We start from the raw sequence: 21982 nt of genomic DNA, 5'->3' as shown, positions 1-21982 counted from the left end.
TCAGCCGATAAAAAACACCTTTATATAGGCAAGGAGGTTATTTTTCAGCGTTATCAATAAAAGCCGCCCATACTACGATTTTCCACCTTGTAATTTTCGCTTCTGTTTAAGTCAAACTAATTCACAAGCTCTTACCTGTATAAGCATTCAACAATAGCCAAGTTAATAAAACTAGGAATAAATTGAATGAACTCCGCTACGTCAACTATAAAGCAAACACTGAGACATAAAATCTCAAATGGCTTTGTCCTCTTTATTGCAATATGGTCTTCGGCCATCATGCCGGTTATGCCAAGTTATGCAAAAATGCTAACACCTGATGACCTACCGACTCTGGGGAGTGACCCAGTACTAACCAATGATGATAAAACAGAGAAGCTTATTGCTGAATATAGCCAAAGCGCCGCGCGTTTTATCTCTGATAAGAAAAAAGCAGCAGATCTTGCAGATATGGCGCAGGACTTCGCTCGCAGTAAGGTCACAAACGCAGCAACAGATGAAATAAATCGTTGGTTATCTAAAACCGGTAATGCCAAATTCAGTGTTGACGTAGATAAAAAATTATCCATTAAAAATACCCAATTAGATTGGTTAGTGCCTTGGTATGACAGTACCGATTTATTATTGTTTACCCAACATAATATTCATCGCACTGATGGCAGGCTACAGACCAATAATGGTATTGGGGTTCGTCGCTTTACACCTAAGAGCATGATGGGCGTCAATGCCTTTTTTGATCATGACTTATCTCGCTACCACTCTCGCCTAGGTTTCGGAGCCGAGTACGCACAAGATTTCTTAAAACTAAGCGCCAATACCTATTTACGTGCATCAGAATGGCGTAGTGCTTCTGAATTAAATAATGACTACAATGCCCGCCCTGCTAATGGATGGGATTTACAGGCTGAGGGCTGGTTGCCTTCTTACCCCAATATTGGCGGAAATCTTAAATTTGAGCAGTATTTTGGCGACGATGTTGCTCTATTCGGTAAAGATAAGCGCCAAAAAGACCCACTCGCCACCACAATTGGGGTGAACTGGACCCCGTTCTCACTGGTAACTTTAAGCGCAGAACAAAAAATCAGTGGTGGATTAAGTGAAACTAATGCCAAATTAGAGTTCACTTGGGCACTGGGTAAGAGCCTCGCAGAGCAACTTGACCCTACTAAGGTTGGTGACTCTCGTCGCCTATTAGGTAGCCGCTATGATTTTGTTAATCGTAATAATAACATCATACTGGAATACCAAAAGAAAACGCTGATAACTCTATCACTACCTGCGATTATCCAAGGGAAAACTGGGGATGAGATACCTTTAATCAATACCCTCAATACCAAATATCCGTTAGACAAACTGACCATTCATGCCCCCGAATTTTTAATGGCGGGAGGAGAAATCATCCTTGATGGCGCTCTGACAAAGATCAAACTCCCTTCCTACAAAGTCGCTATGACTGAGCAGGAAAGGAAAAAAAACAACCTTTACCGATTCACGGTAACGGCATCTGATAGCAAGGGAAACATTACACCACAAGCCTCAACCTTCGTTGAAGTAACCAACTCAGGGGTACTATCGATTAAGCATAATGAGGTCATTAAAAAAGGAAACTCTCTCGCCAATGGACAAGATATCAATGTATTAACAGTTACTGCCAGAGATGTTTTAGGCAATATAGCACCGGATTCAACCGTAACCTTTACCTTACCGACTGAACTAAAGCTGGTCACACAAAAAGCCACATCTTCAAGTATGGCTTTCAAGAACCTGTATAAAAAAATGCAGGCCGCTAAATCAACGGATAAACAAAAATATAAAGTTGTCACCAATATAAAAGGAGAAGCTTCGGTTCAATTCACCTCTTTGACCATGGGTGAACACCGAGTTCAAGCCGTTGCAAATGGCGGCGTACCAATTGAAACCGCTTTTTTCTTTATTGCCGATACGCAACAAGCACATATTAATCATTTCAATGTTCTTAGTGATAATGCGGTTGCCGATGGAAAATCTAAAAATAAAATTCAATTCCATATCACCGACAACCACTCACACCCAATTCAAGGTGCCATGCTGCAACTTGATGCGATAAATGCCAATGCCACACAATTGAGCCCGACCGATGAACAAGGCAATACTGACGTTGAGGTAACAAGCCAAGTCGCAGGGCCTGTTAAAGTAACAGCAACACTGAATGAACAAAATGTAACGGTAGAAACGCATTTCGTGTTTGGCCAACTAGCCCATGTCACCATTTTAGATCTCTCACAAGCCGAGGCTGGTACAGACAGCAACATCAAAATTTCATTAACTGATACACATGGCAATGCCGTCTCGGGGGCTGATGGTACTGTCACGGTCAATATCGATGGTAAACCTACCCCAATAATAATTAGTGAAACCTTTCCGGGTAGCGGAGTTTATACAGGGAAATTACCAGGACAGCATAGCGGTACACCAAATATCACCGTCACTGTTGATGGGCAAACCTCTCCCCCTGAGACGCTGATTGTTGAGCAACCAAAAACCATTTCACCAAACAATACGAACGGTACAGGCCAAAAAGGGGAAAAAGGCGTTATTGATAATATCGTCACCACCCCAAACAAAACCCATGGTTTACAATCAGGGGATACTCTTAAGGTTACCGTAACCATCACCGATACCTTTGGTAATGGGCTATCAGGCTTAAATACCGATAATATCGATATCGGTAAACATAAAGGCGATATGCTGACATGGACGGACAATGGTGACGGCTCGTACACCACCACCTTTCCATTAACTGAAGTCGGCAATAATGACCTGACCGCCACCATCAATGGTACTACGAGTTCAAAAACTGACGTTCTCGTCAATAATGCCAGCGGAACTGTTCATATTGATAAAGTCAAAATCATCAAAACAGAAAAACCAGCGGCAGGTATAGATAGCACCATTACCCTCGAATTAACCGACAAACATGGCAACCCAGTGGTTGGTGAAACTGAAGTTACTGTCAATATAAATGATCAGCCACACACTTTGCCAGTAACAGAAATATCTCCGGGTATTTATGAAGCTATTATTGCTGGGCAACTCACGGGCAACCATGATATTTCCGCTATTGTTAACGGGAAAGAATCACCAAAAGAGTTGCTAATTGTTGAGCAGCCACAACCTGTTAAACCCCAAAATCCAAACGGTACAGGGCAAAAAGGTGAACAAGGCATTGTCGATAAAATCGAGATCAAAACAGGTAATACAGCCGGCCTGCAATCTGGTGATAAACTTGATATCACCGTCACAGTCACCGATGCCTTTAATAACGGCTTACCAGGCTTAAACACCAATAATATCGACATTGGTAAACATAAAGGCGATACATTGGCATGGGTTGACAACGGTGATGGCTCTTACACTACCACCTTGCCACTCACCGAAGTCGGTAATAATGACCTCACTGTTTCCATCAATGGCACTGCAAGTCCACAAAAACAAATTCAAGTTAGCAATGCTACAGGGAAAGATAAAGTCAGCAAAGTTGCCATTATCAAAACAGAGCAACCTGCTGCAGGCTCAAACAGCACACTGACCGTGCACTTGACCGATAGCAACGGCAACCCAGTAGTCGGTGAAACTGAAATTATCGTTAATATTGATAACAACCCACACACTTTGCCAGCGAAAGAAGGGAAACCAGGTGTCTATGAAGTCACGCTGCCAGCACTGCAAGCGGGCAAACATGATATCCATGCGAGTGTAAATAATACTGTATCAATCAAAGAAAGCTTACTAGTTGAGCAACCAAAACCGATTTCCCCGAACAACTCAAATGGAACCGGTCAACAGGGTGAGAAAGGCGTGATTGACAAAGTGGCTATCACACTTGGTCACACCCACCGTTTTGAATCCGATAATCCTCTTGAAATCACGGTAACAGTAACGGATGCCTTTGGTAACGGTTTGGCGGGTTTAAATACCGATAATATCGATATCGGTAAACACAAAGGGAATACCTTAAACTGGGTAGATAATGGCGATGGCTCTTACACCACCACGTTGACCTTAACCGACGTTGGTAGCAATGACTTAACTGCCTCCGTCAATGGTAGCCGCAGCCCACACACCGAAGTTCAGGTCAATAATGCCACAGGGGCATCCCATGTTGATAAAGTCAACATCATCAAAACAGAAAAACCGGCAGCAGGCACAAACAGTACCGTCACTATCGCGTTAACCGATAAACATGGCAACCCCGTGGTTGGCGCAACAGAAATTACCCTCAATATTGATGGGCAAACCCATAAACGTCCTGCCAAAGAAGGTAACCCCGGTATTTACGAAGTGACACTACCCGCACTACAAGCAGGAAATCACAACATTAGCGCGAGTGTGAATGGTAAGGGCTCAACTGATACAACTTTAGTGGTTACCCCACCAACGCCAATTAAACCCAATAACACAGGTAAGCCGGGAGAAAAAGGCGTGGTTAATAGTATTGCCATGACAACGGGCAATACCAACAACTTACAGTCTGGCGATCAACTTGAGATCACCGTCACCGTCACCGATGCCTTTAATAACGGTTTAACTGGGCTCAATACGAATACAATTACCCTTGGCGGATTTAACGGCAAGCCAGTCTGGACAGATAAAGGCAACGGTACTTACACGACCACTATCACATTAACTGAACTTGGCTCGAAAGATTTAATTGCGTCAATTAACAGCCATAAAACCTCCGTAAAACAAATTCAAATTAGCAACGCCGCAGGGAAAGATAAGGTCAGCAAAGTTGAAATAACCAAAATAGAAAAAGTGGATGCGGGTTCTCATAGCACCTTGACTGTCGCGTTAACGGATAAACATGCTAACCCTGTCGTCGGTGAAACGAATATCACCATTAAAATTGCAGGTAAAGAGCACATCCTTCAAACAAAAGAAGTCACTTCTGGAATTTATGAAATCACCCTTCCTGCGCAGCAACAAGGTCACTACGAAATTATCGCAGTGGTAAATAAGTTTGAATCCCAAAAGAAAGTCTTGGTTGTCGAAAAGCCTAAGCCTATTAAAGCGATAAACCTGAGTGGCAGCGGCCTGCTAGGAGAACGAGGCGTTATCAATAACATTACCATGACGACCAGTGATATCACTCATCTGCAATCGGGTGATAAGCTGAATATCACCGTGACCATAACTGATGCATTTAATAATCTATTAACCGCTATCGACCCTAGTAATATCATCTTGGATGGATATAAAGCAAGTTCGCTAAAATGGTTAGATAATCGTAATGGTACTTACACGACTTCGTTGCTATTAACACAAACAGGTTCTAATCATTTAGCGGCATCGATTAACGGTTATAAATCACAAGTCATCCCCATTACCGTGAGTAATTCGACTGATATCAACAAGGTGGCTAATGTCGAACTTGAACCAATTACGCCAAGTGAAGCGGGTGAAAAACAAACTATCACAGTGAAAGTTACTGATAGCTACCACCACCCTGTCACCGCGATTAACAGTATGATAATGGCAAATATCAATGGCCTGCCGACACCCATTGCTATAACGGAATCACTTACTCAAGAAGGGACTTACACAGGAATATTACTTGCACAAAATACGGGCAAATACACCGTTAATGTGACAACTAATAAAAAAACCGCATCAAAACCTTGGACCGTTAAAACGGCAAGGACGATCAGCGCTAACCAAAAAGATGGCAGTGGTACAGAAAATCAACGTGGTGTGGTTAAAACCGTTGCATTGGACTCGTCATCACCCAATGACCTAAAGTCAGGCCAATCATTACAATTAATCGTGTCAATTAAGGATGCCTTTGGTAACGCCCTTGAAGGGATCAGTAGCGCTAGTATTCAATTAACACATAAACAATCTAAGCAGAGTTCTGTTATTTGGACAGACCTACGGAACGGTGAATACACCGCTCTGTTGCCACTGACAAAAATTGACCAAGACTCGTTAACAGTGAAAGTGAACCAAATAACCACTTCCCCACTTAACATTAATGTTGGGAATGCCACTGCCGCGACACAAATCAAACAAGTTGAAATAAAAAGCATCACTAAACCTGCGGCTGGTGAAACAAGTACCATCACACTGGCACTCACTGATGCCAACAACCAACCTATTACAGGGATAGATAGTAACGCAGTTGTCTCTATCAATGGCGCTGAAGCGTTACTTAAGATCACTGAAACCACCACCAAAGGGATTTATACCGGTATCCTTTCAGGCCAAAAATCAGGATTTCAGAAAGTCATCGTCACTGTTGGTGGCGTTAAGTCCACAGAATCAACCTTATCCGTGAATGCTCCAATGCCTATTGCAGTTAACCATAGTGGTAAATCAGGTTCTCGCGGTGTCATTGAGCGCGCAACACTGACCATTTCACCAACCAAAGACTTCAAGTCAGGTGACCCGATTAAACTGACTCTGGCCTTAAAAGATACGTTTGATAACCCGCTCACAGGCGTTGACGGAAGTAACATTACACTCATTCATGGTCAAACAAGTCCTGTGGCTTGGGTGCCTCAACAAGATGGCACTTATACCTCTAATTTACTGTTAACAACACTGGGTAAAGACAGCTTAACGACCATCGTCAATAAAAAGGATAGCAACACGCTTCTGATCAATATCACTAAGCAATCAGACAGTACAGCGATCCACAAGGTTGAGATCCTCACTATTGTCCCTATTGCCGCTGGTGCGGAAAGTACCTTTACGGTTACATTAACCGATGCGCAAGGCAACTCGGTCGAAGGCGTCCAACACGTGGATGTCACCATTAATAATCAAAAACTGCCAAATATCGCAGTGACGCAACAAACCGATGGCAGTTATATCGGTACCTTACCGGGGCAACACGCTGGGAATTATGACGTAGTTATCACCGCCAATAAAATCTCATCCACGCCACAAACACTCACTGTGACGCAACCTGATACCGTCACCGCAAGCGCAAACGGCGGTGGCACAAACGGCCAGCGCGGTGTGGTCAGCCGTGTGGCACTCAGTACAACCCAAAACAGCAAGCTAACATCGGGTGACCTGTTGCAACTGACTGTCGAGCTCAAAGATCGCTTTAGCAATCCACTGAAAGGCGTCAGTAGTGCCAGCATTGCGCTACAGCACAACAACAAAAATGCTACCCTGACATGGACTGACCACAATAACGGCAGCTATACCGCCACATTGCCATCAAGCCAATTAGGCAACAATGACTTGAAAGCCACAGTGAACAGCCAAGAGAGCAACATGGTTAGTATTGATGTGGTCAGCCCGAATCAAGCGGCTCAAGTTCACCAACTGACGCTCGAACCGATTGCCCCATCAGCAGCAGGTTCAGAGCAAACCATCACCCTAAAAGCCGTGAATATCTATGGCCATGGTGTGGTCTTACTTAAAGATGAGATAAAACTCACCCTCAACGGAGCACTACTCCCCCTCACATTGACTGAAGATAGCAAAATAAAGGGCACTTATACCGCCAAATTACCCGCGCAAAAAACGGGCCGTTATGACGTTAACGTCGCGATTGGTCAAAAAACAGCAACACAAACATGGGTAGTTAAGGCTCCAACAACCATCAATGCGGATAAAACCGATGGTTCAGGCACGGAAGGTAACGCGGCTGTCGTGAAAACCGTCAAATTGCTGGCTTCTGCAGCGCAAGGCTACAAATCCGGTGAAGTTATTAAGCTAACACTCACTTTAACAGATGCGTTTAATAACACGCTTAGTGGCGTTGATGTTAAAAACATTAAGTTAACACATGGCCAAACAGGTAACGTGACTTGGACTGATAACAAAGATGGCACTTATACCGCAAGTTTACTGTTAGACACGCTTGGGACAGATACATTAATTTCCACGGTGAATAGCGTGAATAGCCTGCCAATTAGCATCATTGTTAAAAAAGCAGAAGGCAGTAACAGCGTTAAACAAGTCGAAATCATCAATATCGCACCAGCAGCAGCGGGTGCAGGCAGCGACTTTACTGTGGCCTTAACGGATAAAAATGGGCACCCAGTTACTGGCATCAAAAGTGTCGATGTTAAAATGGGTCAGCAACAACCTGTCAGCATTAACGTTACCCAACAAGCAGATGGTCTCTATACCGGTACCTTACCGGGGCAACTGAGTGGTTCACACCTAGTGATTGTCACGGTCAATAGCCAAGCATCAACGCCAAAACCACTACAAGTTGCAAAATCAGATACGGTAACCGCAGCGTCAAATGGTGGGGGAACAGCAGGAGCACGTGGTGTCGTCAATGATGTCACACTGGCTGTAACACCAGGCACTAACATCAAATCAGGCGATAACTTACAACTGACCGTGACCTTAAAGGATAAGTTTAGTAACCCACTTAAAGGCGTTACCAGCATCACTCTGCTACAAAATCAAGGTAGTACAGTGACATGGAGTGATAACAATAACGGCAACTATACCACAACATTACCAGTAAAAGTGTTGGGAAGTGGCACGCTAAAAGCCATCGTTAACCAGAAAGAGAGTTCAACCGTAAACATTACGGTGGAAAATACCAACCAAGTCAATCAAGTAGATAAGGTTATCATTGACCCTATCGCCCCGTCAGAAGCCGGGAAAGCGGGCAATCTTACCGTGAAAATTCAAGATACCCATCAACAAGGTGTGACTCAGATAGCTAATGACATTAAAGTCACTATCAACGATAAATTAGCAGACATTAAGTTCACTGAAACTAGCACCAAAGGCACTTACAACGCGACACTACCGGCAAGTAAAGCAGGCAGTTACACCGTTAAAGTCACGGCTAATAAACAGAAAAACCAACAAAGTTGGGTCGTTAAGGCTGCCACAACCATTAAAGCAACTCAAACTGATGGTTCAGGTAAAGCTGAGACGCAAGGCGTGGTGAAAACCGTCGAATTACAGGCGATTACAACTCAAGGTTACAAATCAGGAGAAACCGTTAAACTGACACTGACCTTAACAGATGCGTTTGATAATAAACTCACAGGCGTTGAAAGCACCAAAATTGCACTCACTCATGGTCAAACAAGTCCGGTGGCTTGGGTTGATGGCAACGATGGCACTTATACCGCGGATTTAGTGTTAAATAAACTAGGTAAAGACAGCTTAACGGCCATCGTCAATAAACAGAAAAGCCTCCCTGTTGAGATTACGGTTCATAACAATGAAGGGAAAAGCAAGGTCAATAATGTTGAAATTGTCCATGTTTTACCCGTAGCTGCAGGTTCTGACAGTACGATTGTCTTTTCCCTGACTGACTCAAATGGGCACCCGGTATCCAATATTACCAGCCTGTCCGTTACCGTCGATCAGCAACAACCAATTTCCATGCAAGTTGCTCAAGTCCCTACGGGCAAATACGTTGGGACATTACCCGGACAGCAAAGTGGCTCACACAATATGGTTGCATCTATCCCAACTCAAAATGTCACTTCAATCGAAAAATTATTTGATGTTAGCAAACCAGTGCCAATTGCTGCTGTTGCTAGGGATGGGAGTGGTAAGAAAGGCCAATACAAAGTCGTTAATGAAGTATTGCTGAATGTAGCGCCAACCAGTAAACATAAAGCTGGCGAGAAAGTTACACTCATCGTCACGTTGAAAGATGCCTTTGGTAATGGGCTAAAAGAGGTTTCTAGCAACAGTATTGTGACTGCTCACCAGCAATCAGGACCTGTCATATGGAAAGACCATGCGGATGGCACTTATACCGCCGACTTATTATTGCGTAAATTAGGCTCTGATACGTTAAAGGTTACTGTCAATAACACTATCCAATCACAGGTTATTAATGTTGAGGCGCCACAGGGGCAATCTGCTGTTAGCAATGTGGAATTAAAGGCAACGAACAAAACTCTTATGGTGGGAGAGTTAGTTGAACTGCAATTAACATTAACTGATATCCATGGTAATGGTGTTGAAAAAGTACAAGCCAACGATATTCAATTAGAACATAACCATACGCTTGTTCCTAAACTGGCTTGGTTAGAGAAAGGGGCCGGTATTTACACCACCACACTCCCATTACATCAGCAAGGGAAAAACACCTTTGTCAGTCGCGTTAACCACCAAGCAAATGCCCCACTGGTGATTAATGTCAGCGCATTAACTGACCCAACACAAGTGAAAACTGTTGAGCTCAAAGCCAGCACCAATCAACTGACCGTAGGAAGCCAAACGGAACTGACACTTCAATTAACCGACCAATGGGGTAATGGTGTTGAAGGGGTCACGGCGAAAGATATCACCATAAATGATGCGCATATTAAGAAAAACCTCACAGGTTTAAATTGGCTATCAAAAGGGAATGGAACCTATACTGCGTCAACAACGGTCGCAATTGCAGGAATTCACCCCCTAAAAGCAACTGTTAACCTAATACAAAGTAAAAAGGTATTGATTAACGCCCAGCCATCGACTAACCAAAGCCAGATCAATAAGGTTCAGCTAACAACAAACTTGAGCACCATAACGGCAGGCGATAACGTTACGTTATCTTTAAAAGTCACTGATAGAGATAACAACCCAGTTATTCACCTCAATAATAATACGATCACACTCACTGACAGTAATAATAAAATATCCGCTGTCTGGGATGAAGATAACCATGGCTTAGGTATCTATACCACCACCATCATGCTCAGTGACGTTAAAATGCATACTCTCAGTGCGGGTATTGGTAAATTTACAGATACAACCACTGTCACGGTCAATTCACCAACTGGTAAAGATGCTGTAAAAACAATCACTATCTCACCGATATCCGACAGTGACGCAGGACAACCATCATCATTATCCATTAGTTTAACTGACCAATATGGCAACCCAGTTAAAAATATTAGCAGTAGCGATATCAAAATGAAAATTGATGATAAAGAGCAAAATATTATATTTATGGAAAAAAACAACATAGATAGATATATCGCTCAGCTCCCTGCGGCTAAAGCGAGTAACTATAAAATCAGTATCGGCGTCAACGGCAAGTCAAAAACGGTGTATTGGAACGTCAAAGCACCAAAAGAAATTTTGATTAACTCTTATGATAAAGATGGTTTGCGTGGCTCATTAGACACCATGTCTATCACCCACAACGCAAAAAATAATACAGTAAATTCAGGCGATAAAATCACCCTAAAAGTCGGACTAAAAGATAAGTTTGGTAACAAACTGACTGGAGCATCGTCAAACTTGAAATTATTGACAGACTTGCAATCGACCTCCGTATGGAAAGAACTTAAAGATGGTTTTTACTCTCAAGAACTCACTATGAACAAGCTACGCAAGCAATCTATTCAAGTGGTGGCAGATAAGCTACTCAGCGATAAACTTGAGCTAACCGTTGCCCCTGCCCAAGGGGTGAATAACGTAAATAAAACCATGCTTGAAACCGATGTAGGAACCCTTGAAGCTGGTAAAGAAGTGACGTTAACATTAGCCCTAACCGACAAGGTCGATAATGGTGTTATTGATATCAATGTTAACGATATTCAGATCACCAAAAATGATAATCCAATTAACGTAAAATGGGCTAACCCACAAGATGGCGTCTATACCACGAAACAGCTGTTAGACACTGTAGGCAATTACCAGTTTAAAGCCATGGTCAATAATCAGCCAAGCCGTATTCAAACGGTAGAAGCAACCTATCCAAGTGGAAAAAGTGTGGTGAAATCCGCAAAAATAACCACAAACCTCAATACCTTTGATGCAGGTAAAAAAGTTGAATTAACGTTAGAACTGAAAGACCAATACGAAAATTTGGTTACTGGCGTCAATGGGGCAGATATTTCGTTAACCGATAATAATAGCGCAGAAATTATTGATAGCCACAGTATTGCTTGGAATGAGGTATCGACAGGCGTGTATAAAGCCACCTTACCATTAACCAAAGTCGGTAAACACACATTAACCGCGACGGTGAATAAACAAGATGCCAATACTAAGGAAGTCACGGTGAAAGCCTTGAAAGGGGCTAGCAATGTTAATGAGATTAAATCAACTCCTGCAGTAACTTCAATGAGTGCAGGTGAGAGCACTAAATTAACCCTCACCATGCTTGATAAATATGGCAATGAAGTGGCAGATGTTGCCCCGAAAGACATGAAGCTCGAAAATAGCGATAATACTATTATCACGAAAGCATCGTGGGTGAAAACATCATCACATGATGGCGTTTATACCGCTAACATCACCTTAGAGAAAGTTAAACAACACACTTTATCGGTTGAGGTAAATAAACAGGTACAAAATGTCAAAATTGATGTGAAGCCACTAGAAGGTGCCAAAAATGTCGCGAGCGTTGAATTAAATATACAAGACACTACAGTAGCAGGAGATACCGTTAGGTTGGTACTTAAGTTACAAGATAAGTATGGTAACAAAGTCATTAATGTCAGTTCAAAAGACATGACTTTAATTAATAATCAACAGTCTTATCCAAATTTGAACTGGAAAGAAGGAACGCAAGGGGACTATTCAACAGATATTCAATTTAACATAGCTGGCACTAAAGCACTAACTGCAACTATAGCAAATACAAGCAAGACTACTGGGCAAAAAAATATCCAAATTGAGGCTGGTTCCCCGATTTTTGACAAAGGGAAAAGTAGTTTTTCTGTTGATAACGATTCAGTTGAAGGTAATGGCTCTGAAATATCAACAATCACCTTAAAACTCTTCAATAAAAATGGGATCCCTATTTCAGGTAATAGCCCAGCGATCACCTCAGATAAAGGGAAGCTAAACGATTCTATTATGCGGGAAACAATAGCCGGTGTGTATATTGCCACTATATCCAACTCAGCTGCAGAGGAAGTAACGATATCTCTTGATTCCGGTTCAATTAGCTATGCAGGTACCCAGAAGTCTGTGCATATCCATTTTTATCATTTTAAAGAGCTCACCTCTTCCATCACATATGGTATGGAACGTGAGTACATCAACCTCATTAATCTGGTGAAAGAGCCTAAACAATATGTATGGGCTATAAATTATCCAAACAGTCAAAGTGCTCCATATCAACTTGACCTTTATCAAGAGAAATTAATATTAGCCAATAAACCCGAATCGTCCCAAAAGACTCTAATATTAACGGCTATACCGAAACCTGGCAGTCAAGACCACAATGCTATACGCTTTACGATGACATTAACGAAATGGTTCAAAGCTTCGTGGCAAAACTCTAGCATCTCCTGTTTCACTGGTAATTACATTGCAGGTTCGGAAGAGGACATAAAAATCCTATTTAAACAATGGGGCAAGTTAAAACAATTTTCTTATCCACTCTTCGGGGCGTTTAGAGCAGGGTGGAAGGGGATTATTTATGATGCATATAATGGTACAGAGATCCATCACTCTGACCAATCAAAAATAGGAGCGTACTTTGATCTCTGTGCTATAGATATCTAACCCCATCCCCGCTTCGGCGGGGATTTTTCTTTCTACGATTTAGCAATATAGCGTCCCTCAATACCCGCCTTCACCCCTTCCCAATCCAACTCAAACTTAGCTAAATATTTTCTCAACCTATCTGCATCATTGGGCTGTTTTTTGTGTTGCCGTGATACCGCAAACAGCTCACGACCTGCCTCGGAAAGGGAAGATGAACGGCGGCAAACTTCAAGTACTGTTGCCAGTTGCTGCTTATCGAATAAATCAATTTCACCAATTTGCTTTGGAAATGTATTGGTTGATTTTGGCTGCCATTGAGACTGCAAACGACCAATTTCTTCCTCGGCAACCGCTTTAGTGATGCGCCCGCGTTCGGCAAAAGTGGCCATTCGGCTAATAGAGGCACCCAATTCCCGGAAATTGCCGCGCCACTCGGCTTTCGGGGAGCAAGCAAACTTCACATACAGGCTGCGTGCTTCGCTATCAAAGCGGATTTGGCTTTGCTGATCTTGGCAAAATTTGGCTAATTCATAATCGATATTCGGTTCAATATCTTCACGACGTTCTTTTAACCCCGGTAAGGCAAAGGTCCACATATTGATACGAGCGTATAAGTCTTCACGAAATTTACCTTCTTCTACTTGCTCGGCAAGGTTACGATGCGTGCCCGCAATCAGTTGGAAATCACTGTGGATTTCATTGTCAGAACCAAAAGGAAAAAAACGTTTCTCTTCAATGGCTTTGAGTAACATAGCTTGTTCATCAAGACCAAGTTCCGCAATTTCATCTAAAAATAAAATGCCGCCATCGGCTTCTTTTAACAAACCGCCTCGTGCATTTAGTGCCCCAGTAAACGCCCCTTTGACATGGCCAAAAAGCGTTTCTCAGTTAGCGACCAAAAAATGGCGACTGCCCATGTTGAGTGCCGAAAAGACAGTGATGTGATTGACGAAATACCGATGGCCTACAAAGACATCGACGCGGTAATGGCAGCACAATCATCACTGGTAGAAATTGTTCATACCCTACGCCAAGTGGTATGTGTTAAGGGTTAACGATAAAACGTTACAGGAGAAAAAGCATGGAAACTGACCATGAAAGTGTATCCGTGCTAATGAGAGAACGGATAGAGAAAACACTCAAAGAAATAGAAGAAACTCATCACGTTAAAATACTGTTTGCATGTGAATCCGTGTTAGAAAATCATTAACAGGTATTTTTCAAAAAAAATAGACCATCAGAAATTTTTTGATGGTCTTTTTTCAAAGGCAATGTCAAACACAAAAGAAAAACAGGTTTATCGCCAGTTCGGGTTTTTAATAATGGAATATTTACCCGCACCTAAAAATGCCAATGCAATACCACTCAAGAAGAAATACACTAGGCTTTCGATGGCCCATGCACCGGTTTTATCCAATACAAATGTTTTATCTAGCCCAATCATTAACCATGCAACTACCATGGTGAAAGCTACTAATAAAGCTGATGGACGAGTTAAAATCCCTAAAATAATGAAAATAGGCGCAACCACTTCACCTAGAATTGTTCCATAAGCAATAAATTCAGGTAAACCATAAGAAGCCAGCAGCGCTTTAATACCACTCGCACCAGTCATTAATTTGCTCATACCATGAAACAACATGAGCCCACCAACAGAAAGACGCAATAACAACCTGCCAGCATCTTCATGGGACAACAAACGATTTAATAAATTGACCACTTTATACCCCCTATGGATATCCAAAACATCATTAAGTAGTATGGCTTAAAAATGCATTATGGCTTAGAAAGATAAAGTAAGAATCATTTTAATTTGCATTTCTTATAACTAAATCAATTTTCATTTAATTAAAATTTGTTAACCTTTCACCTATTCAAATATTACGTTTAATTAACCATTTAAAAATCAAAAATATTGAATAATATTACAAGCACGACCTGACAGTCACCAGAGCTAATTCAGTTAATGCATTATAGAATGGGCTATAGCTTGTTCGATTTAATTGCTGAGAAAATTGTGGTAACCAACTTCCCAAATGGTCATTCAACAATTCTTTTAATGCGGCTTCCCTGACTTGTGAAGCCAAAACTGCCGCTTGAAATAACATTAAACCAACATGGTCAGAGGGCTCTGGATAACGAGTCTGTATTTTTAAACGCTCCCGTTTTAAAAACTCACTCAATGCCACCGTGGAAGAACCTTGCAAAACACCCTCTGGGTCAAGGTAAACCGAGCCCCATGGCGGGGCGGGTAATGCTTCAGGTCCAATAAACAAATCCGTCCACTGAGTATGCAGTGCCGCAATCTCAATATTTAGCGATGCCGAAATCCGTTCGCTAAGCGAAGTACTGATTTTACAAGGCCACTGAGATGTGAAGTCATTTAACTTGAAAAAGCTTATTGCATAATGGCTTGCATCATCATTGGGTGAAAATAAATAGCACGTGCCTAAAATATTAAACGCAGCTGCATAGTGTGAAAAATGGATCATAAAAAAGATAATTTCCTAAGCAATACGCTGTTATCTATATGTGGATCGTGTAAAAACAGTAACGCAGCATAAACTCAGCAACCATCGCCGCTGTACAACCAACCACTAAATATCCTTTACTGCTCGAAGTCATAACCCCATTCGCCGTTTGTCGTATATGACGAAACAACCCATATCCCAATACCATCACCGCCAATATTCCAACTACCCAACTCGTGATACGCAGTGACCAAATCCCTTGGTAAGCATGGATAGAGTCGATAGGAAATGTAATGGATTCATTATTATAGCTAGTGTGAACCAAGTAACTTTCATAGGCAGGCTGATAAGCTAAACGAACCAGTAAGCTAACCCCAATCACCGCCCATAACATCCATAACCCACGAGTTGATATCTGAGTCTCTACGGCTCCGATGTTAAAACGCAATAACAAATTGATTAATAAATAATACCCAGCAGCTCCCGCAGTAAACATGGTGCCGTAGAACATCAAATACGTATTATCATTCATCCACGTTAACATTGATGTATAACGATAGATTGAAGCCATGGCATACACATCGCATAGCCCTGCAATAATGGCCAAGCCAAGTAGCAAATATGACAATTCCTTTTTGAGCCATAACCATAGGAAAGTCAGCCCGAGAAAAGCAAAATAGGTAGCGGTGAATACCACTTCACGGCTTAACCACGATGAAAAAATATTCAGCAGTGAGTTAGGCGCATTTAAAGGAACCCCTAAGTGGGTGATTGAGGACAATAAACCGATACCCGCAAATACGCAGGAGACAAATACATACCACAGCAAAAACTGTGCGTGCGTTTTGCCCGTTAAATTCGCCGATAATTTGTTTGCAAAAAGCGCTAACATCACACTCAACCCAATGGATGTTTGCATTAAAAATGTGAATAATAACAGTGGCCATTCATTCATTTGGCTTCTCCTTGTGAGTCTTGTGTACGACCCGCCCCAAGATGTGGATGGATCACTAAATTTGGGTGGGTAATCGATGAGTCTGGTAATCCTCGGACATCCGCTAGCTCCCCATAACGTTGTCGTAATTCATCAATTGGGCCAAATTGAATGGCTCCTAGTGGGCAAGTGGCGACGCAGACGGGCTGCTCCCCTTTTAGTTGTAAATCAATACAAAAATCACATTTCGACATTTGCTTGGTTTCAGGGTTCATTTGCGGTGCACCATACGGGCAAGACCACGCACAGGTTCCACAGCCCACACACTTATCTGTGTTGACCATCACAATGCCATCCCTTTCACGCTTGTGCATGGCTGTCGTCGGGCAATTTTTCACGCACATAGGGTCGGCACAGTGGTTGCATGAAATGGACAACGTATAGGCAAAGACGTTATTCACCAGCCCCCCTGTGCCGTTTTCGATAAACTCACCACCAGCAACTTCATATACACGACGATATTTGCGACCCACGTCGAGGTTATTTTTATCTTTGCACGCCACTTGGCAGGCTTTACAACCGGAACAACGCGCAGAATCAATATAAAAGCCAAGCTGTTTGTCACTAATCGCGGGATAAACCTGAAATTTACTCATGCTTTGCTTACCTCCACCAATAAGGTTTGATGGGCATTTCCATGTGCCATTGCTGTACTGCGGGAAGATGTTAAAACGTTCGCACAACCGCCTTGGTCAATGCCATTTTCATCAGGTTGCCACCACGCTCCTGCCTGTAAAGCAACAACACCAGGCATAATGCGCTGGGTGATTTTGACCGATAGCATGGTGATACCGCGGTCATTATTCACTTTAACTCGCTCCCCATCCGTGATATTTCGTCTTTTGGCATCGATAGGATTGATCCATAACTCTTGGCGCTGTACTTCTTGTAACCACGGGTTAGCAAATTGCGTTGAATTGGCACGATTACGACCTTTCCAAGTGATTAATTGCAATGGATAGCGGGAAGCTAGTTCATCTTCCGGCCCCTCAATGGCAGGCACATAATGAGATAAAGCAGGGATGTCCACGTCATTACGCTCATAAAGGCGCTGAGAAAAAATTTCAATTTTTCCGGATGGTGTTTCAAACGGGTTATTCTCGATATCGTTAATATTTTTCTCGAAGGCGACATGCCCCACATGCGGTTTGTGTTTTAACAAATGGCGGCGCTTAACCAGCAGCTCATCAAAAGTTGGAATGCCATCTTCTGGGCGTTTTTGATGAGCATCATTGACTAAATACTCAATCCACTGTTTTTCTGTACGGCCTTCACTGAATTTTTCGCCAACACCGAGTTTTTCAGCCACGTCGCGTAACCATTCATAGTCACTACGGCGCTCAAATTCAGGCTCGACGACTTTTTCAGATAAAATAATATAATTACCCGTTCCCCATGTGCCACCCACATTCCAACGCTCTAAGAAACTGGTTTCAGGCAGTAAAATATCGGCATACTTGGCACTGGGAGTCATATATAAGTCACTGTAAACAATAAACTCAACTTTACTTTCATCTTCCAGAACTTTAGCGGCATGCAAAATATCGGGGTTCTGGTTGGTCATATAGTTACCCGCTAACGAAAAAATCATTTTGATTTCCGTATCGAGTTTTTCTGCGTTTTTTAAACCGTTATTGGGCGTTACCAAATCTTTATTTTCACAGGCCTGCACCCAATTGGTGATATTAATTTTCGCTTTCACAGGGTTGTCAAATAAGCTAGGACCCGCGAGAGTTTTACGGAGATCCGGCGTGACTGCCATGCCATAACCTGCTGCCCATCCCCCTTTTACACCCACATTACCCGTGATTGTTGCCAACAAGGTCGCGCCTCGGGCAGAACGTTCACCACAGATATGACGCTGAGGCCCCCAGCCTTGCATTAATACCGCTGGTTTGGTGTTGGCATATTCACGCGCCAATTGACGTATGGTATCGGCGGGTACTTTGGTAATGGGTTCCGCCCATTCTGGAGTTTTCACTATTCCATCTTTTTTCCCCATCAAATACGCCATCAATGACTCATTTTCGGGTATGCCTTCGGGCATCTGGTGCTCATCAAAACCAACAGTGAATTTATCGATAAAGGTTTGATCATGCAGGCCCTCACTGATGATCACATACATCATGGCATCCATCATCGCATTGTCTGTAGTCGGTAAAATAGGGATCCACTGATCCGCTAATGACGATGCGGTATCTGAATAACGCGGATCGACAACAATGAATTTAGTGCCATTTTTCTTCATTTTTTGAAAATAATGATTCGTATGACCAAAAATGGTTTCGTTAGGATTATGCCCCCACAGAATCACCAATGGCGTATCTTCGAGCGTGTCTAAGGTGCTACCACTGGCTGATGTGCCATAGGTATAAGGTGTGACCGCCATGGTATTGCCGTTACTCACTGAATGGTAATTCTCCAGAAAGCCCCCCGTGATATTAAATAGACGGCGTAGCATATTCGCACCAGAGAAAATGCCTCCAGTCACTCCAGTACTGAGGCTAACAAAGCGTGATGCAGGGCCATATTGCTCGTTGATACGCTGCATATTGTCGGCAATCAATGTCGTCGCTTCTTCCCAGCTAATTCGCTCGAAGCGCCCTTCTCCACGTTTGCCCACTCGTTTCATTGGGTATTTCAGTCGATTTGGGTGATAAACAAATTTCCGATAGCTGCGGCCGCGCACGCAAGCACGCATGATGGGCATTTCTTCATCTAAATCAGCATCTGGACGAGTGCTTATTCGTGTTACTACCCCTTCTTTAACGTGTGCTCGAATATCACATTTGCCACCACAATCAAAACTACTACAGGTGGAGACCACTCTCTCACCTTCATCTTGCAGCGTTGTCGTTGGGATGATATTCGGGTTTTCTGGTGTCGATGCGACCGTGTTTGTGGCAATAAAGGGGACAGCCATGAGCGCAGAGCTGCCTTGAATAAACCGACGACGGGTTAAGGGTTTAATCAGACTCTTGCTATCTGCCCGATCGTGATAATTTTCCATGATAACTCTACCTCTGGCATACATTAGGTTGCCGCGCTAGAGTAATCATTTCCCGGTTTGCCAACTTTCGAAAAGCCGCCAAACACATTGGAATTTCAGCCAACCATATAAAACATGTGGTTATGTCAATAAAAATTGCCTATATTCAGAAGATAGATAATAATTTTTGAATCTCAGCCAAGATAAATTCCTATGCGAAATATTCCTCTAAAAACTGTCGATGCCACTCCACGTGATGTGTTAGCTATCGGTACTGATTACCTACCAAACGTGTTACTCGATTCTCACGTCCACCGCCGTGCCCAGTTTTTATATGGCGCAACAGGATTGATTGAAGTCAGTACTGCAGATGGTGAATGGGTCATCCCGCCTGATAGCGGGGTTTGGATCCCCTGTAATACCCCTCATGAAACCCGCATGTTGAATGTCAGTACACGTAGTTTATACATTGAGCCCAAAGCGGCTCCACGTAGAGGAAATAAGTGCGAAGTGCTCAGAGTTTCACCTTTACTACGTCAGTTACTGCTCGAAGCCGTTGATACCCCGATTGAATATGATTTAAATGGCCGTGATGGGGTTATGTACCAGTTGATTTTGCATGAAATTGCACAAGCAGAGCCCCTGCCTTTCTACGCCCCCATCCCACGAGATGAACATTTAGCCCAGTTGTGCAGGGAATTCCTAAAAGCCCCACAAATCACCTCATTACCACAGGAATGGGCCGCTAAATTACATAAAAGTGAGCGTTCATTTAGCCGTTTTTTTGGCGCTCAAACAGGGCTCTCTTTCTCTGACTGGCGGCAACAAGCTTGCTTATTAAGTGCAATTACCCACATTTCTGCGGGTAAATCCATTACCGAGGTTGCATTCGATTTAGGCTACAGCAGTGTTGGGTCTTTTTCGACCATGTTTAAAAAATGGTTAGGCCAAAGCCCATCCAGTTTTATTCAGAAAATTGGTGGATGATATCTAACCATTCAAAAACCCAATTTAGTCAAATGTGGCGATTAACCATGCAGACCCTTGATAGCTTCCTGCGTCTGCATTAGCTCCTTGAATACGACTACGTATCTGAATCGTACGCTCTGACTGAATTCCCACACGAATGTCTGTGCCTGCCGCCCCAGTTTGCTCATCCACAATTTCTAACTGACTGTAAATCGTTTTATTTGAAGCATCTTTCATCGGCAACCGCTTTTGCGGGTCGCTATCGGTGGCATAGTCTAACCGCAATCTTACCTTCGTTAAGGTTGCAAATTTGCATGTATACCTGATGCTTTCACTCACCAAGCTATCATAATGAATACGACTTAATTGGCCATGCCGTAAATTGACCGTGCTAGCCTATCCAGAGCTCGTTTGCGTGGAACACATCGCTTTTACATTTAACTGAGGTAACGAGGCGGTACTAATACTAAATTTACTCTCTTCGCCATTTTCTTCGCGTACCGTCACATCCAATACACCACGGATGCCGCTATCGAGTGTTTGAATGCGAAATGGCTCTGGAGGAACGGCTGTTTCAGAAATAATACATTCTTGACTGCGAACAATCACAATTGCATTAGTGTTTGCCATACCAATAATTTCAGGTGCATACCCCCGCTAATTTAGGCGGTAGCATGCGGTCATCACTTTCTAAAGAAAAACCAGTATATTGCCAAGATTCAAAAATATCCGAATAAAGATAATTTTCTCCCACGGTAAAAATTGAAGCGCTATCTTTCAATGAAGTAAATGCATAAAGACGAGTAAAATCAAAGTTGTGTTTCTCTTGAGGGGAATCCCCCGTTGCTTCTGATAAGATGTACTGTAATCCCCTCGTAAGCGCCAAGCTCCCCAAATTGCTTACTTGCAAAACATGAAATACATAAGGTACATCAGATGACTGTGCCAATGATCTTAACCATTGCCGTTGCAATGGTGTATTAGCAGGAAAATCCATCACAATATTATTTCCCGCCTGTATCAATTGCTTGATATGACCTTCTAATACTTGCTTCACTAAAGCACTTTTCTCAATATAGTAAACTAATTCAGTAAGTTCATTAGGATAAAGTGCAGCAAGCCACTCATCTTCACAAAGCAAAA

General features: G+C 42.7%; 8 protein-coding genes and 5 pseudogenes. 4 read left to right on the top strand and 9 right to left on the bottom strand.

Features of this window, described 5'->3' with window-relative positions:
• The first annotated feature begins 186 nt into the window (after window positions 1–186).
• Complete coding sequence (locus PR767_RS11210) at window positions 187–13434, top strand: invasin domain 3-containing protein (protein WP_272520347.1); 13248 nt, start codon at window positions 187–189, stop codon at window positions 13432–13434.
• 32 nt (window positions 13435–13466) lie between these two features.
• Here the strand turns inward: PR767_RS11210 and PR767_RS11205 are convergent.
• Window positions 13467–14297: pseudogene (locus PR767_RS11205) on the bottom strand (sigma 54-interacting transcriptional regulator); the annotation flags it as partial.
• On the opposite strand from PR767_RS11205, the pseudogene PR767_RS11200 reads away from it, so the two are divergent.
• Window positions 14286–14471: pseudogene (locus PR767_RS11200) on the top strand (RtcB family protein); the annotation flags it as partial. The pseudogenes PR767_RS11205 and PR767_RS11200 overlap by 12 nt on opposite strands.
• Before the next feature lie 26 nt (window positions 14472–14497).
• Complete coding sequence (locus PR767_RS11195; RefSeq protein ID WP_226537988.1) at window positions 14498–14626, top strand: nucleotidyltransferase domain-containing protein; 129 nt, start codon at window positions 14498–14500, stop codon at window positions 14624–14626.
• 87 nt (window positions 14627–14713) lie between these two features.
• Here PR767_RS11195 and PR767_RS11190 read toward each other — a convergent pair whose 3' ends face one another.
• From PR767_RS11190 to PR767_RS11170, 5 genes are all read right to left on the bottom strand, one after another.
• Window positions 14714–15136: a DoxX family protein gene (locus PR767_RS11190; protein WP_004915049.1), complete on the bottom strand. Its 423-nt coding sequence runs from the start codon at window positions 15134–15136 to the stop codon at window positions 14714–14716.
• Between the two features lie 205 nt (window positions 15137–15341).
• Complete coding sequence (locus PR767_RS11185) at window positions 15342–15908, bottom strand: molecular chaperone TorD family protein (RefSeq protein WP_164528340.1); 567 nt, start codon at window positions 15906–15908, stop codon at window positions 15342–15344.
• 34 nt (window positions 15909–15942) lie between these two features.
• Window positions 15943–16842: a dimethyl sulfoxide reductase anchor subunit family protein gene (locus PR767_RS11180; RefSeq protein ID WP_272520346.1), complete on the bottom strand. Its 900-nt coding sequence runs from the start codon at window positions 16840–16842 to the stop codon at window positions 15943–15945.
• Window positions 16839–17477, bottom strand: a complete 639-nt coding sequence (locus PR767_RS11175; protein WP_272520345.1) for a DMSO/selenate family reductase complex B subunit — start codon at window positions 17475–17477, stop codon at window positions 16839–16841. Before PR767_RS11175 ends, PR767_RS11180 begins: the two co-directional genes overlap by 4 nt.
• Window positions 17474–19891: a DMSO/selenate family reductase complex A subunit gene (locus PR767_RS11170; protein ID WP_272520344.1), complete on the bottom strand. Its 2418-nt coding sequence runs from the start codon at window positions 19889–19891 to the stop codon at window positions 17474–17476. The genes PR767_RS11175 and PR767_RS11170 overlap by 4 nt, the downstream gene beginning before the upstream one ends.
• Before the next feature lie 192 nt (window positions 19892–20083).
• Here PR767_RS11170 and PR767_RS11165 point away from each other — a divergent pair, with 192 nt between their 5' ends.
• A complete protein-coding gene (locus PR767_RS11165; RefSeq protein ID WP_004915063.1) occupies window positions 20084–20857 on the top strand; it encodes an AraC family transcriptional regulator in 774 nt (257 codons plus the stop codon).
• 24 nt (window positions 20858–20881) lie between these two features.
• Here the strand turns inward: PR767_RS11165 and PR767_RS11160 are convergent.
• The 3 pseudogenes from PR767_RS11160 to PR767_RS11150 all read right to left on the bottom strand — a co-directional run.
• Window positions 20882–21217: pseudogene (locus tag PR767_RS11160) on the bottom strand (adhesin); the annotation flags it as partial.
• 60 nt (window positions 21218–21277) lie between these two features.
• Window positions 21278–21730, bottom strand: a pseudogene (locus PR767_RS11155) (fimbria/pilus outer membrane usher protein); the annotation flags it as partial.
• Window positions 21731–21749: 19 nt separating this feature from the next.
• Window positions 21750–21980, bottom strand: a pseudogene (locus PR767_RS11150) (AAA family ATPase); the annotation flags it as partial.
• Window positions 21981–21982 lie beyond the last annotated feature (2 nt).

The sequence above is a fragment of the Providencia sp. PROV223 genome (assembly GCF_028479245.1).
GTDB classification, from domain to species: Bacteria; Pseudomonadota; Gammaproteobacteria; order Enterobacterales; family Enterobacteriaceae; genus Providencia; species Providencia rettgeri.
The sequence above is the reverse complement of the archived record's forward strand: the minus strand, read 5'-3'. Positions and strand labels throughout refer to the sequence as shown.